Here is a 15145-nt window from a genome sequence, read left to right as displayed (position 1 = left end):
CCGGGCGATGTAAAGGAACTGCAACGACTGCGCGCGTGGTGGAGAATATTGCCAAGCTCGCGCGGCGCGCCAGAGGACAAAAGCGACGTTCACCGGCCGGTGAACCGGCCGCTCCTACCGCCGGAGTAGGCGATGTCACGTCCGCTGACCGGGACGGACCATGGTCTTCCGCGACCCGCCGTGGCAGCCTGGGCCGGTGCAGTCGCCCAGCCTGACCGGGATCCTCGTGCTCGTCGCGGTGCTCGCGGGCGCCACCGCGTTCGGCTGGTGGCGCCGCCGCCACGACGGGCGGCTGCGCGCCGTCCGGAAGCGCCCATCGGCCGCCGACGCGCCGCACCGGGCCACCCTCACCGCCCTCGGGGTACGCCCCGGCGAGGTCACGCTGGTCCAGTTCTCCGCACCGGTCTGCGCGCCCTGCCGGGCCGCCCGCCGGGTGCTCGCCGACGTCGCCGCCCGCGTCGACGGGGTCGCGGTGCGGGAGGTCGGCGTGGACGAACACCTCGACGCGGCCCGGGAACTGGACGTGTGGCGTACCCCGACGGTGCTGGTGGTGGACGCCGCCGGCCGCGTGGTGCGCCGGGCCGCCGGCGTGCCCGACCGCGACGACCTGATCGCCGCGCTCACGGCCGGGGCGGCGCGATGACCGGCGTACGGCCTCGTCCCATGCTGCTCGACCCCCGGGGACCGCGCTTCGCCGCCGTCCTCACCACAGTCGTCCTCGCGATCGTCCTCGTCACCGGCTCCGGGCTGCTCCTGCTCGCCCAGGCCGTGGTGTTCGCGCTCACCGCCCTGAATCCGCGCGTCGGCCCGTACGGCCTGCTGTTCCGCGCCCTGGTGGCGCCCCGGCTGGACCCGCCGGCGGAGCTGGAGCCGGTCGCGCCGGTGCGCTTCGCCCAGGTCGTCGGCCTGGTCTTCAGCGTCGCCGGTGCGGCCGGCTGGTTCGCCGGGCTGCCCGCGCTCGGCCTGACCGCCACCGGCGCGGCGCTGGCCGCCGCCTTCGGAAACGCCGCGTTCGGGCTCTGCCTCGGCTGCGAGGCGTACCTGACGATCCGGCGGCTGGCCGGACGCCCACTCGCCGCCCGGGTGGCGGTGCCCCCGCGCTGAGGTTCCGCCCGTACGCTGGCCCCGGGCGGACGGGGGGAGTGGCATGGCGGGTCGCGGGCGGCTGGACCGGCGCAGCGTGCTCGTCGCCGCGGGCGGGCTGGCGGTCGCCGGGATCGGCGTGCCGGTCGGGCTGGCCGCCACGAACGACCGGCCGCCGCCCCCGCCGCGCGGCCGGCGGCCGGTCAGCATGGCGATGCACCTGCACGCCTCGTTCAGCGAGGGCGTGGCCAGCTACGCCGCCCACCTCGACCAGGCCCGCCGCAACGGCGTCGATGTGCTCTGGTGGACCGACCACGACTTCCGGGTCGCCGCCCACGACCATCGCCGGGTCGTCCACTTCGACGGCCCGGAGGAACGCGAGGGCGGCCTGGCCTGGACCTGGCAGCCCGCCACCGAGGGACGGCTGACCGGCTCGGCCGCCGACTTCGTGGACGCGCCGGACGCCCCCGACGGCCCCGGCCGCGCGCTGCGCCTCACCGCCGCCGGTTCCGGCACCCTCTGGTACGCGGGCAAGGCGTGGAACTGGACGCACACCGCCAACATCTCCGACACGACACTGCACCTCGACGTACGCCCCGAAGCGGCGGGCCGGGACGCGACGCTCACCGTGGAACTCGCGCTGTCGCACCACCCGGCCGGACCCGGCCGCCCCGCCGGGCAGCTCGTGCTGCGCTACCGCCTCGGCGGTGTCGACACGCCCCGGCACACTGTCGACGGCCGCCACGGCACCGTCGAGCTGCCCGCCCCGCCCGGCGCCTGGCGGCGGCACACGTTCGACCTGCTCGCCGACGTACGGCGGCTCTGGCCCGGCCTGGTCGCCGGGGACAACTCGCTGCGCGGGCTGCGCCTCGGCGTGACGGTGGCCGGTGGCGGGCGCGGCGCCTACCTGGTGGACCGGCTCGTCTTCGACCGCGCTCGCCGCGCCGGCCAGGCGGGCGAGGAGCTGCGCGCCGAGGTGCTGCGCGGCTACGACGGGGCGTACCCCGGCGTCACCCACCACCGGGCGTACGAGGTGTCGATGGTGCGGCACCTCAACTGGTTCGGCGGCGACGGCACGCTGCCGCGCTTCCCGTCCCCGCCGTACCGGGACAACGACGTCGACGCCACCGAACGGATGGTGGAGTTCCTGCACGCGCACGGCGGGGTGGTGTGCTGGAACCACCCGCTGGACACCGAACGCCGCGAATCACTGGCCCGCCTGCTGGTCGGTCGTAACGCGCTCGGCGTCGACCTGATCGAGATCGGACGCCGGCCGGTCGAGGACCACCTCTGGGCGTACGACGTGGCGGCCCGCAACGCGATCCCGCTCACCGCCGTGGGGGTCACCGACGACCACGACGGCACCGACTGGCGGGCCGGCCGGGACCGCGACGTCACCTCGGTGTGGGCGGCCTCGACCGGCCGGGACGACCTGATCGCGGCGCTGCGCGCCGGGCAGGCGTGGTTCGCCGACCTGACCGGCTACCGGGGCGCGCTGGACCTGGAGCTGGGCGGCCGCAGCGCGATGGGCGCGCTCGCCGTACTCACCGAGGACACCGTCACGGTGCGGCTGCGCGCCACCGATCTGCCGGCCGGGGCCACGCTGGAGACGGTCATCGGTGAGGTCGACCGGGCCGGTGTCGCGGACCCGACACCGGCGGTCCGGGTCGATCAGGTGCCCTGGCGGCAGTTGCGGCAGGGCTGGTACGACCTGCCGGTGCGCGTTGGCGCCGGCACGTACGTCCGGACCCAGGTCCGCGACCGCGACGGCGAGATCGTCGGCGCGAGCAACCCCCTCTGGCTGCTCCGCACCCCGCCACCCGCAGGCATCCCCTCACCTCGCCGCTTCTGAACCCGCGCCCTCTCACCCGCCGCACTCCCTCTCCGTCGATCATGAAGTTGGCGGCGATGTCCGTCCTCTTCGTCCCTGTCAACTTCATGATCGACGAGGTGACTGTGGTTGCCGGGGTCTGGTAATCGTGGCGGTGTGTCCGATACCGACCACCTGCCGCGCCGCGCCGTGCCGCGCGAGCGCCCGGACGCCGACCGGCGTCCGGAAGCAGCCGTTGCGGCGATGGCCGGCGGCTGCGTCACGGTGAGAATGACGAGCGAGGCGGCGACCGACATCCGCCCGTGGGACGCCGTGGAGTCTGTCGCATGAGCGGCTGGGAACTGTCCGGATACACCCCCGTCCGCCGGCTCGGTGCCGGCGCGTCGGGCAGCGTCGTGCTCGCCACCCACGACCCGACCGGCACCCCCGTCGCGATCAAGTACCTGATCCGCGACCTGGGCGAGGACTCGGCGTTCCGGACCGCGTTCCGCACCGAGGCCCGGCTCCTCGGCGAGATCGACGACCCGCACGTCAGCCGCCTCTACGAGTACGTGGAGAGCCCGCACGGCGCGGCCATCGTGATGGAACTGGTCGACGGCGTCTCACTGCGCCAGATGCTGCGCGAACACGGACCGACCACACCCGAGGCCGCGCTCTGCGTCCTCAAGGGCTCGCTCGCCGGCCTGGCCGCCGCACACGCCCACGGTGTCGTGCACCGCGACTACAAACCGGAGAACGTGCTGGTCACCGGCACCGGCCTGAGCAAACTCGCCGACTTCGGCATCGCCATGCCGATCGGCCAGGGCTCCGACACCACGGTGTCCGGCACGCCCCGCTACATGGCGCCCGAGCAGTGGACCGGCGCGCCGGCAAGCCCCGCGTGCGACGTCTACGCCGCCACCGCCACGTTCTTCGAGTGCCTCACCGGCCGTCCCCCGTACCAGGGACCGGACCTGCTCTCGCTGCGCGACCAGCACGCCAGCGCGCCGATCCCCGCCGAGGCGGCACCCCCGCCGGTGCACGAACTGCTGCGCCACGGCATGGCCAAACGCCCCGGCGAGCGTCCGCCGTCCGCCGAGGCGTTCCTGGAGCTGCTGGAACGGGTCGCCGGCACCGGCTACGGCCCGGAATGGGAGGAACGCGGGCTGCGCGAACTGGCCCGGCGGGCAGTGCTGCTGGCCGCGCTGTGGCCGTTCCCGGACCGGGCCGAGGGCGCCACCGCCGTGGCGCACACCGCACTCGGCACGACCACCATCGGCCGGAGCGGACGGTTCCGCAAGGGCCGCACCCGCACCGCGCTCGCCGCCGGCGCCCTGGCCGCCGCCGTCCTGGCCGGGGGCGCCGGCTACAGCTACGCCGCCCACGACGACACGTCCGCCACGGGCCCGACCGGCCCGGCGAGCGCCGCTCCCGCCACCACCGGCCCACCCGTACCGGACCCGACCGGCGCCGCGACACCCAGCCCGTCACCCACACCCAGCCCGTCCACCGCGTCCGCCGCGCCGCCACCTCCCGCGCCGTCGGCCACCCCCGACCCGACCGGGTCGCCGACCCGAACCGGCACACCCACCCCCAGCGCGTCGCGCACCACCAGCCCGCCGCCACCGGACGTGACCGCGCCGGTCGTGGACGGCGTCAGCGCCGACCCGGGCGAGCTGGACCCGAAGGGCTGCCCCTACGGCGCCAAGAGCAGCACGGTCACCGCCACCGTCACCGACGACCGCAGCGGCCCGGCCGCGCTCACCGTCACCTTCGGCTACACCGTCGACGGCGCCACCGGCACGATCCGGATGGCCGCCGCCGGGCGCGGGCTGTTCACCGGCACGCTCGGCCCGCTGTCCACGCCCAAGCGCAGCGCCCGCATCCCCATCCGGGTCACCGCCGCCGACGCCGCCGGCAACACGACCACCTCGACGTCACCGGTGTACGTGACGCTCTACCACGACTGCACCCCCGGCTAGGAGTACGACAGTGCCCGCTGCCCCGCACCGCAGCCCGTCCCGGAGGCGGTCGGCGTGACCCGCCCCGACGAGCCCACCGAGGCGCTGCCCACCCGCGCCCTGCCGATTACCGGCGACGCGGACGCCGCCGAGCCCACCGTCCATCTGGTCCGTCCCCGAGCCGACGCCGACCCGACGGTGCCGCTCGCCGTCACGCAGGCAGACCCGGCCCCCGAGAAAGCGGAGCCGACCGTGTCGTCGGCCCTTGAGCGGGCGGAGCCGGCTACCGGCAGCGCCGAGCCGACGACGGCGCTCGTGATCGACCATGCGGAGCCGACCGTCCGGCTCGCCGTCGACACCCCGGCGGCGACCGGCAGCTCGGAGCCCACCGTCCACCTCCCCGGGGCGGCGGCCGGCCGGCCACCTACCGCCGAACCCACGGTCCACCTGGCCGCGATCCCCGGCGGGGACGACCGCACCGCAGAGCTCGCCGCCTCGGCCACGCCGGCTGCCGAGCCGACCGTGCACCTGAGCCCAGGCCGGGCAGACGACACAGGTGAGGCGACGGCCCGGATGCGCCCGCCAGCCAAAAGCGCGACCGGACAGGCCACCGTCCATGCGCGTCCGCCGGCGGAGCCGACTGGGCGCCCCGGCGCGGAACCGACCGCATCGTGGCAGCCCACCGCGTCCTGGCAGCCCACCGGCGTACCGCATCAGGGCCAACCCACCGGGACGGCGGCGACGGGCGCCGAGGCGTACCCGGATCGGAGCGGCCACGCGCGGGCGGTGAGCGGCGTGCCGGCCCCCGGCGGTGAGCTGCGCTTCGGGCCGGGAGTGCCGGCGACGCCGCCGCCCGCGCCGCACTGGCCCACCGCACCGCCGATCCGGCCGCGCCCGGTCTGGCGTCGCGTCGTCTCGGTGCTGTCCACGCTGCTCACCGTGGTGCTGCTGCTGACCGTCGGCCTCTACCTGTGGCAGCGGCTGCGCCCGCTGGAGGTCGAGGGGGTCACCGTCGCGGTGCCCCGGCCCGCGGGTGTCGCCTGCGACGTGACTGTCGACGTGGTGGCCACCGTGCGCACCAACGGGCGCGGCGGGACGATCAGGTACCAGTGGTTCCGCTCCGACGCGCCGCCCGGCGCCGTGCTCACCGAGCGGGTCGGCAGCGGGCAGCACACGGCGGCGCTCACCCTGAAGTGGACGTTCACCGGGGCCGGGACGACCACCGGGATCGCCACCGTCAACATCATCGAACCGTCGACGGCGCAGGCCAGCACCCGGGTCGTCTACCGCTGTCCCGGCGGCTGACCCGCGTTTCCCCGCGCGCGGGTCCGGGTAGCCCCACCCGAACAAACATGGACCACGTACGTGGAGGCCCTTCGATGAGAGACAACTTCGGGGACGCGGTGGGCGACGCGTTCCGTTCGGTGATGCTGTTCCTGCCCAAGGCGGTCGCGTTCGTCGCGATCCTGATCGTCGGCTGGCTGATCGCCAAGGCCGTGCTGAAGCTCGTGGACAAGGTCCTGGAGCGGGTCCACTTCGACCGGGCCGTGGAGCGCGGCGGGATCAAGACCGCGCTGGCCCGCTCGAAGTACGACGCCAGCGACATCGTCGCGAAGCTGGCCTACTACGGCGTGCTGCTGGTGACGTTGCAGCTCGCGTTCGGCATCTGGGGCCCGAACCCCATCTCCGACCTGATCGCCGGCGTGATCGCCTGGCTGCCCCGGGCGTTCGTCGCCATCGTCATCGTGGTGGTCGCCGCGGCCATCGCCCGCGCGGTGAAGGACATCATCTCCAGCGCGCTCGGCGGCCTCTCGTACGGCCGGGTGCTGGCGAACCTCGCCTCGGTGTTCATCCTGGGCCTCGGCGTCATCGCCGCGCTCAACCAGATCGGCGTCGCCACCACCGTCACCACCCCGGTGCTGATCGCGGTGCTCGCCACCGTCGGCGGCATCCTCGTCGTCGGCGTCGGCGGCGGGCTGGTCCGGCCGATGCAGAGCCGCTGGGAGAACTGGCTGACCCGGGCCGAGGAGGAGTCGCGGACCATCGCCACGCACGCCCGCGCGTACCAGGCCGGCCGTCGTGACGTCGAGGCCCGCCTGGCCGCCACCGGCCCGTACGCGGACTCCGAGCTGACCCAGCCGGTGAGCCGCGACGCCGAGGCGGACCGCACCCAGCCGGTCCCGGCCTACCCGGCTACCCCGGCCGCCGCCGGCGCGGACGCCACCGAGCCGGTGCCGTCGCAGGCGGGCGCGGAGGCGACGCAGCACATCCCGGCGTACGCCGACTCCGACCGCACCCAGCCGACCACGCCGCGTCAGCCGACCGCCGAGCAGGCCGCGGACAACGAGGCCACCATGGTCATCCCGCAGGCCGACGTGGAGAAGTTCCGCCGCTGACCCGACAGCAGCGACGAATCGGGGCGGGACCGCACGGTCCCGCCCCGATCTCGTGCCCGCCGGGGGACCACGGGAGCGGCTCGCGGCGGATAGGATCCCGGCATGACCTGGCGATGTTGATGCCTTCCTGAGCGACGAGGCCGCGGGCCGCCGCGGACGCCGTGCATTCCGACCGGTGTCCGTCACGTCCCGTGGGAAGGTTCCATGCTCGTCGCTCCTGCCCGCGTACCAGCGACCCGCCGTCTGGCGGCGACGCTCTACGGGTACGCGTTCCTCACCGACCTCGTCCTGCTCTACCCGCTCTACGTGCTGCTGTTCGCCGACACCGGGTTGTCGGTCGGGCAGATCTCCTCGCTGTTCGTGCTCTGGGCGGCCGCCGGCATCGTGCTGGAGGTGCCCTCCGGCGTGTGGGCCGACGCGGTGTCGCGCCGCCTGCTGCTCTGCCTCGCGCCGCTGCTGGCCGCCGCCGGGTTCGCGCTCTGGGTTCTGCTGCCGTCCTATCCGGAGTTCGCCGTCGGCTTCCTGCTCTGGGGCGCCGGTGGCGCGCTGCGCTCCGGCGCGCTGGAGGCGCTGGTCTTCACCGAGCTGGAACGCCTCGGCGCGGCCGACAGGTACGCCCGGCTGATCGGCCGGACCCGCACCGCCGAGGTGCTCGGCGCGGTCGGATCCGGGGTGCTCGCCGGGCCGGTGTACGCGCTCGGCGGCTACCTCGCTGTCGGCGCGGCGAGCGTGGCGACGTGCCTGCTGGCGGCTGCCATCGCGGCCCGCTTCCCGGAACACCGCCGGCCACCCTCAGCGCCGGTTCCAGGTGGCGAGCCGGACGGGCCGCGCGCGAGTGCCGCGCCGGGGGAGGGGCCGGGCGACGACGAGCCCGGCTGGCTGGACAGCCTGCGCCTGGGCCTGCGCGAGGTGCGTGCCGACCGCCGCGTCCGCGCCGCCGTGCTGCTGGTCGCGGCCGTCACCGCGATCTGGGGCGGGCTCGACGAATACACCGGCCTGCTCGCCGCCGACACCGGCATGGCCGAGGTGGGCGTACCGCTGCTGCTCCTGCTGGTGTGGGCCGGGATGACGGTGGGCGGGCTGCTCGCGCCGCTGGGCGAGCGGCTGTCCCACCGCGGGTACGCCGGTCTGCTCGTGTTCGCGGCCGCGGCGACCGCCGCCGGGGCGCTGCTGCGGCACCCGGCGGGGTTCGTGCTGCTGGCGGCGGCGTTCGCCGCGTTCCAACTGGCCACGGTGCTCGCCGACGTGCGGCTCCAGGCCCGGATCACCGGGTCGGCCCGGGCCACCGTCACCTCGCTCGCCGGAATGACCACCGACCTGACCATCGTCGCCTTCTACGCCGGGTACGGGCTGCTCGCCGGTGCGGTGGGCAACCCGGCTGCCTTCGCGGTCGCGGTGCTGCCGTACCTGCTGGTCGCGCTCTGGCTGCTCACCGGTCGAGCATGAATCGGCAGAAAGAGGACCAATGGTCGCGTTCGCGGCCTAGCGTTGGTCCGGGAATTCGGCGACCCCGGGAGACGATCGCGGTGACGTTGGAAGCAGAGCGCACACTGCGCGACGAGGAGCTGACCGGGCTGGCGGACCTGGCCGCCCAGCTACGGGTGGACGCGATCAGGTGCAGCACGATGGCCGGCTCCGGGCACCCCACGTCCAGCCTGTCCGCCGCCGACCTGCTCGCCGTGCTCGTCGCCCGGCACCTGCGCTACGACTGGTCCTACCCGGGCAACCCCGGCAACGACCACCTCATCTTCTCCAAGGGACACGCCTCCCCACTGCTGTACGCGGTGTTCCGCGCCACCGGCGCGATCAGCGAGCAGGAGCTGCTGGAGACGTACCGGCGATCCGGGTCGCGCCTGCAGGGCCACCCCACGCCGGTGCTGCCCTGGGTGGACGTCGCCACCGGCTCGCTCGGCCAGGGCCTGCCGGTCGGCGTCGGGGTGGCGCTCGCCGCCCAGTACCTCGACCGGTCGCCCGCCCACGTCTGGGTGCTGTGCGGCGACAGCGAGACCGCCGAGGGATCGGTCTGGGAGGCGCTGGACAAGGCCGGCCACTACGGGCTGCGCAACCTCACCACGATCGTCGACGTCAACCGGTTCGGCCAGCGCGGCCCCACCGAACTGGAGTGGGACCTGGACACCTACCGGCGGCGCGTCGAGGCGTTCGGCTGCCAGGCGATCGTCGTCGACGGCCACGACCTGGGCGCGATCGACGAGGCGTACGGGCAGGCACGCGACGCCACCGGGCCGGCAGTGGTGCTGGCCCGCACGGTCAAGGGCAAGGGCGTACCCGAGGTGGAGAACGACCCGGCCTGGCACGGCAAGCCGTTCGACCCGGAACTGGCCGACCGGGCCGTACGGGCGCTCGGCGGCCCCCGGCGGATCCGGGTCGCCGGACCGAAACCCCCCGCCGCGCCGCGCACCGCCCCGGCCGAGCACGGACAGCCGGAACTGCCCCGGTACTCCCGCGGCGCGAAGGTCGCCACGCGGGACGCGTACGGTGACGCGCTGCGCGCTCTCGGCGCCGCCCGGCCCGACGTGGTCGCGCTCGACGGCGAGGTCAGCGACTCCACCCGGGCGGAGCGCTTCGCCACCGCGTACCCGGATCGGTTCTTCCAGATGTTCATCGCCGAGCAGCAGCTCGCCGCCGCGGCGGTCGGGCTGGCGGTGCGCGGCTACCGGCCGTTCGCGGCGACGTTCGCCGCGTTCTGGTCCCGGGCCTACGACTTCATCCGGATGGCCGGGGTCTCCCGGGCCGACATCGCGCTCGTCGGTTCGCACGCCGGGGTGGAGATCGGCGCGGACGGCCCGTCCCAGATGGGGCTGGAGGACGTCGCGGCGCTGCGGGCGGTGCCCGGCTCCACGGTGCTGTGCCCGGCCGATGCGGTCTCCTGCGCGGCGCTCGTCGCCCAGATGCCCGACCACCCGGGCGTGAGCTACCTGCGGACGACGCGCGGCAAGTACCCGGTGCTCTACGACGACGCCGAGCCGTTCCCGATCGGCGGCAGCCGGATGGTGCGCGCCGGCGGGGACGTGGCGCTGCTCGGCACCGGCGTCACGGTGCACCTCTGCCTCGCCGCGGCCGACGAGCTGACCCGCGAGGGCATCGACGCGCGGGTGATCGACCTGTACTCGATCAAGCCGGTGGACCGGCAGCGCCTGGCCGAGACCGTCGTGGAGACCGGCGGGCGGCTCGTCGTGGTCGAGGACCACTACCCGGAAGGTGGGCTGGGCTCCGCGGTGCTGGAGGCGCTCGCCGACCTGGGCGAACCGGCCCGGGTCAACCACCTGGCGGTACGCGGGCTGCCCGGCTCCGGCACCCCCGCCCAGCAGTTCGACCGGGCCGGCATCGGCGTCGGCGCGATCGTCTCGGCGGCCCGGGCCCTGGCCTGAGCGCCTGTTCGCCGTGGCCGGCGGTGCGGCGGTGTTTGCGGCGACCGGCGGCGGGTAGCCACGCTGCCGTTGCGACGGGAGGACGGACCATGGCCGAACCGGAGTTCTACGCGCGGGTGTCCGCCCGCGCCGGCGTGCCGGTCGAGACGGCCCGCGCGCTGACCGAGGCGACACTGCGCACGCTCGCCGAACGGATCAGCGGCGGCGAGGCCGACGACCTGTCCGCGCACGTCGCGCACGAGCTGCGTCCGCTGCTGGCCCGCGCCCGGGTCGAAGATCCCGAGGCCTTCGGGTACGACGAATTCCTGCGCCGGGTCGCCGAGCGCTCCGGCGCGACCCCGTCCGACGCGGAGCGCGGCGCCCGGGCGGTGTTGCAGGCGCTGCACCGGGTGATCGGGCCGGCCCAGTTCAACCGAGCGCTGTCCCAGTTGCCCCGCGAGATCGCCGAGCTGGCCCAGCCCACCCCCCGCCCCGCCTAGGTGTAAGGAAGGGCCCCTTGTTAACGCCTCCGGTAGAGGAAGGGCCCCTTCTTAACACCCGCCGCGATGCGCCGCACCGCGTCGGCGCCGGGGAGGCGTCACTCGGGCGACGCGTCCAGGTAGACCCAGCGGCCGTTCTCGCGGGCGAAGCGGCTGTGCTCGGCCAGCACGCCCGCCCGGCCGTCCTCGCGGTAGTGCGCCCGGAACCGGACCGTCCCGGTGCTGTCGAACAGGCCGCCCTGCCCGGTCTCCACGATCTCCAGCCGGGTCCAGCGGGTGCCCGGGTCCAGCTCCAGCCGCTCCGGGCGGGTGGTGGAGTGCCAGCTGTGCCGCAGGTAGGCGGCGTCGCCGCGCGCGAACGCGCTGAACCGGGACCGCATCAGCGCCTCTGCGGTCGCCGCCGTCGCCTCGCCCCGGTGGACCGGGGCGCAGCAGTCCGCGTACGGCCGGCCGGTGCCGCACGGGCAGGCCGCCGGCCGTTCACCCCGTCTCGCCATGCCACGATTCTCCCAAGCTGCGGAGAGGTGTTAACAAGGGGCCCTTCCTCTACCGGAGGCGTTAACAGGGGGCCCCTCCTTACACCTCAACCCAGTAGGCTCCCCGGACCATGAGTGTGAGTCCCACCCAGCGGGTTCTCGATCCCGCGCAGGTCCGCCGCTATCTCGCCGCCTCGCTCGGGCCCGGCGCCGAGGTGGCCGACTGCGGCCCGCTGACCGGGGGCGGCTTCGCCGCCGTCTGGCAGGTACGCCTCACCGACGGCCGCGACGTGGTGCTCAAGGTCGGTCCGCCGCCGCACGTACCGCTGCTGCGCTACGAGCGCGACATGATCGGCGCGGAGGCGCACTACCTGCGCCTGGTGGCCGACCGCGCACCGGGGGTGCCCACGCCGGAGCTGCTGCACCACGGCCGCCACCCCGAACTGGGTGACTGGCTGCTCATGGCGCGGCTACCAGGTCGTCCCCTCTGGGACCTGAGCCAGGCCGGCGCGGACGTCGGGCCGCTGCGCGCGGAGTTCGGCCGCGCGCTCGCCGCGCTGCACACGGTGACCGGCGGGCGGTACGGCTACGACGGCGACCGGGCCTCCGGCGCCACGTGGCGGGACGCCTACACGGCCATGGTGGACGACATGCTCGCCGACGCCGCGGACTGGGCGGTGCCGCTGCCGGTGCCGGCGTCCCGGATCCGGGAGCTGGTGGCGCGGCACGCGGCGGTGCTCGACGCGGTCGACCGCCCGGCGCTGCTGCACTTCGACGGCTGGGCCGGGAACGTGCTCGCCGTCGACGGGCCGGACGGCACGCCGCGTCTGAGCGGCCTGGTCGACGGCGAACGGTACCTGTGGGGCGACCCGCTGATGGACCTGGTGTCACCGTTGCTGTTCCGCCGCGTCGAGGACGAGCCGGACGACCCGCTGGTACGCGCCTACCGCGAGGCGGCGCCGTTCCCGCTGGACGCCGAGGCGCGGCGGCGGCTCGGGCTGTACCGGCTGTATCTCTACCTGCTGATGACCGTCGAGATGCCCAGCCGCAACATCACCGCCGACAACGACCCGGGCCGGGTGGCGCTGCTGGCGGACCTGCTCGGCGCGGAACTGGCCGACCTGGAGGGCTGAACGCCCGCGTGGTGTCGTGTGGCACGACAACGGGCGCCACCGGGCCGCGTTCACGTGTCTAGGTGACGTGACGGCCCTGCATGCTCGCATCGTGTTACGCTGCTTCCGCTGACGAGAGGCACCTATATCGATCCTGCGGTCGCAAGCCGCAGGTCACCCGCACCCCACTGCCGATTGGTGGAGTGAGGGACTGCCCATTGCCTCATCGTTAAGGCCCCTATGGAACCACTGAGATCTTGCTCAATCGGCGCAGGACCTCAGCTTCATCAGTGCGAACGTCGTACTGGTCGAGCTGAGCCCTGCGTGCCTCACTCGACCAGAGTGAGGAGACTGGGCCGTGGGGCTCGCAGATCCTGGGCTCTGGGTAGCCGCTTCGATGCTTTCTACCGTCGTTCTAGCGGGTGCAAAGCTGCTGCACGTAAAGATCAAGGCTGACCGAGACCGTGCACTGGCTGAGATGGCGCTGCGGGACACGAGACCCGAGGACAGGCCTGCCATACTCGGCAGCCTGGCTGAGCTCCGTCCCTTCAGTCCTTTGGCTACCCGGGATTCTGGCCCCGATGCTGAGGCCTCGCTGCCCATGCGTCTGCCGGTCAGGCGCCGGCGGTGAGCAGCCTACGGATGTTGGCGGTAGGCTGTTGTGGTCACAGACTGTCACATGTGGTCGGAACGACCACGCCCACCGGGCGAGGGCCGCAAATTATACGTGGCGCGTCTGACAATTCCGCCATCCCCAAGATGTGGTGGTCCACATGCTGGTGACCCACGACGGGTAGACCCGACACGCCGAGGGGTATTCACGTATGGACAACTTGCATGCGGCCTCGCGACCACATACCGTTACTGCCGAGAACGAGAAAGACCCCCGGCTCCAGACGGGTCGAGGGTCGACTCATCCGGGCGCGGGGGTCTCGGTGCAACTTTGGCGGGCTGCACTGTGACACTACAACGGTCGGCGATTACGTGCTACGTCAGATGCGTAATCGACCGTGATGCGCACGGGTGGAGATCTCGGGACCACGCGCACTGCCGACAGGCGGCAGGCGCCCCGAAGGGTTACCCGTAATGCAGCTTCAGATCCTGCACTCCCAGAGCGTGATCCAGCCGTATTTCTGGCGGGTCATCGCTGACAACAACCGTGAGTTGGCCAAGTCGGAGACGCTGCACAACAAGGCTGACGCTATCAGCGCGGCGCAGACGCTCAAGGCCTCGGCGCTGACCCTGCGGTTCGAGGTGTTCCTCTCCAACTCCGGCAGCCAGCCCTGGTCCTGGCGGGTGTGGAGCACCAACAACCGCATCCTGGTCGCGGCGTCCGAGACCTACACCGCCTACACCGGCGCTCAGCACGCGGCGGACGTGGTGAAGCGGGGTGCTGGTTCGGCTCAGATCGTCGACCTGACCACGGCCGGCTCCCGCATCTGAGGTAGCGGATTGCCCTCGGCGTGAGGCTTCTCGCGCCGGGGGCGCTCTGCCTTCTGGCCCCGGCTGGCGTCAGTCCTCGTCGATCGGGCTGGGGCGGTTCTTGGCAATCCCAGCGCGGACGTCACCCTCCCATACGCGGCCCATCTTCAAGGCGGCAAGGAGGTGAGGGAATCCCTTACGACCTACGATGAGCGTGGTGCGCTGCTTGCTGCTCCCGCCAAGCAAATCGCGGGTCCTCGTCCCAACCCAAGCAGCTCCACAATCTGACGGTATAGCCCGAGGGCCGTGCCTTAACGCAGTGCGACGTATCGAGTGCCCGGTGCCTCTCGCTTGCCGTCACCGGGTCGCGGTGGCGAAGACGACGATGTTGTCCGGGTAGCTGCCGGTCCGCGGGTCGAACCGCCCGCCGCACGTGATCAACCGCAGCCGCGCCGCCGCGTCGCCGCCGTAGACCCGTGCGGTGGGGAAACGCTCCTTCGGGTACGCCCCGACGCCGTCCACAGTGAACGTCGCGGTCCGCCCGTCGGCGCGCAGCACCCGGATCGTGTCGCCGCCGCGCAGCCGCCCGAGGTCGAAGAAGACCGCCGGGCCGTGCTGCGAGTCGACGTGCCCGACGAGCACCGCGTTGCCGGCCTGGCCGGGGGCGGGGCCGGGGTGGTACCAGCCGGTGACCTCCGGGCGTTCCAGGGGCGGCACCTCCAGTGCGCCGTCCGCGTCGGTGGCGACCGGGACGATCTCGGCGTCGACGCCGATGCGCGGGATGGTGACCCGCACCGGCGTGGCGCGGGGCAGCGCGGGGCCTGCCGTACCCGGTCGTTCGGTGGCGGGCGCGGCGGAGACGCCGGGCTGCGGTGGTGACGCCGACGTGGTGCCGAGCCCGGCCGAGACCAGGCCGGCGCCGGTGGCGGCGGCGACCGTGACGGCGGTGACCACAGCGGCGGTGCGCAGCCGGGACCGCCCGCCGTGCGGCGACGAGAGCAGCATCCCACCTCCGTC

The 15145-nt window shown here is 73.9% G+C and carries 14 protein-coding genes; 12 read left to right on the top strand and 2 right to left on the bottom strand.

The annotated features are described in order from the left end of the window. The first annotated feature begins 196 nt into the window (after positions 1–196). The 10 genes from ACPCK6_RS22135 (at position 197) to ACPCK6_RS22090 (ending at position 11118) form a co-directional block, all read left to right on the top strand. On the top strand, positions 197–643 hold the full coding sequence (locus tag ACPCK6_RS22135) for a TlpA family protein disulfide reductase (RefSeq protein WP_423482090.1): 447 nt from the start codon (positions 197–199) through the stop codon (positions 641–643). Beyond that, positions 640–1104: a DUF4395 domain-containing protein gene (locus ACPCK6_RS22130; RefSeq protein WP_457609195.1), complete on the top strand. Its 465-nt coding sequence runs from the start codon at positions 640–642 to the stop codon at positions 1102–1104. Before ACPCK6_RS22135 ends, ACPCK6_RS22130 begins: the two co-directional genes overlap by 4 nt. Before the next feature lie 43 nt (positions 1105–1147). After that, positions 1148–2935, top strand: coding sequence for a hypothetical protein (locus ACPCK6_RS22125; RefSeq protein WP_423482089.1), 1788 nt, complete (start codon positions 1148–1150; stop codon positions 2933–2935). A gap of 135 nt (positions 2936–3070) precedes the next feature. Next, positions 3071–3244 carry a hypothetical protein gene (locus ACPCK6_RS22120; protein ID WP_396884231.1) on the top strand — a complete coding sequence of 58 codons (174 nt, stop codon included), beginning with the start codon at positions 3071–3073 and terminating at the stop codon, positions 3242–3244. Continuing rightward, complete coding sequence (locus ACPCK6_RS22115) at positions 3241–4875, top strand: protein kinase domain-containing protein (RefSeq protein WP_423482088.1); 1635 nt, start codon at positions 3241–3243, stop codon at positions 4873–4875. The genes ACPCK6_RS22120 and ACPCK6_RS22115 overlap by 4 nt, the downstream gene beginning before the upstream one ends. 54 nt (positions 4876–4929) lie before the next feature. Next, positions 4930–6159, top strand: coding sequence for a hypothetical protein (locus tag ACPCK6_RS22110; protein ID WP_423482087.1), 1230 nt, complete (start codon positions 4930–4932; stop codon positions 6157–6159). A 74-nt stretch (positions 6160–6233) separates the two neighbouring features. Continuing rightward, on the top strand, positions 6234–7250 hold the full coding sequence (locus tag ACPCK6_RS22105; RefSeq protein ID WP_423482086.1) for a mechanosensitive ion channel family protein: 1017 nt from the start codon (positions 6234–6236) through the stop codon (positions 7248–7250). A 204-nt stretch (positions 7251–7454) separates the two neighbouring features. Then, positions 7455–8696, top strand: coding sequence for an MFS transporter (locus ACPCK6_RS22100; protein ID WP_423482085.1), 1242 nt, complete (start codon positions 7455–7457; stop codon positions 8694–8696). Between the two features lie 80 nt (positions 8697–8776). Then, entirely contained in the window at positions 8777–10639 is a 1863-nt protein-coding gene (locus ACPCK6_RS22095; RefSeq protein ID WP_423482084.1) for a transketolase, read from the top strand. 89 nt (positions 10640–10728) lie between these two features. Continuing rightward, positions 10729–11118 (top strand): DUF2267 domain-containing protein, encoded by a 390-nt coding sequence (locus ACPCK6_RS22090; protein WP_262011572.1) that lies wholly within the window; start codon positions 10729–10731, stop codon positions 11116–11118. Between the two features lie 98 nt (positions 11119–11216). On the opposite strand, the gene ACPCK6_RS22085 is transcribed toward ACPCK6_RS22090, so the two are convergent. Further along, a complete protein-coding gene (locus ACPCK6_RS22085; protein ID WP_423482083.1) occupies positions 11217–11615 on the bottom strand; it encodes a YchJ family protein in 399 nt (132 codons plus the stop codon). Positions 11616–11725: 110 nt separating this feature from the next. Here ACPCK6_RS22085 and ACPCK6_RS22080 point away from each other — a divergent pair, with 110 nt between their 5' ends. Both ACPCK6_RS22080 and ACPCK6_RS22075 read left to right on the top strand, forming a co-directional pair. After that, positions 11726–12727 (top strand): phosphotransferase family protein, encoded by a 1002-nt coding sequence (locus ACPCK6_RS22080; protein WP_423482082.1) that lies wholly within the window; start codon positions 11726–11728, stop codon positions 12725–12727. A 1065-nt stretch (positions 12728–13792) separates the two neighbouring features. Then, positions 13793–14149, top strand: coding sequence for a YegP family protein (locus tag ACPCK6_RS22075; protein WP_423482081.1), 357 nt, complete (start codon positions 13793–13795; stop codon positions 14147–14149). A 336-nt stretch (positions 14150–14485) separates the two neighbouring features. Here ACPCK6_RS22075 and ACPCK6_RS22070 read toward each other — a convergent pair whose 3' ends face one another. Beyond that, on the bottom strand, positions 14486–15133 hold the full coding sequence (locus ACPCK6_RS22070; RefSeq protein WP_396883597.1) for a class F sortase: 648 nt from the start codon (positions 15131–15133) through the stop codon (positions 14486–14488). Between the last annotated feature and the right edge of the window lie 12 nt (positions 15134–15145).

Origin of the sequence: Micromonospora sp. AB353, from assembly GCF_049538395.1 — a bacterium.
Lineage (GTDB): Bacteria > Actinomycetota > Actinomycetes > Mycobacteriales > Micromonosporaceae > Micromonospora > Micromonospora aurantiaca.
The sequence above is the reverse complement of the archived record's forward strand: the minus strand, read 5'-3'. Positions and strand labels throughout refer to the sequence as shown.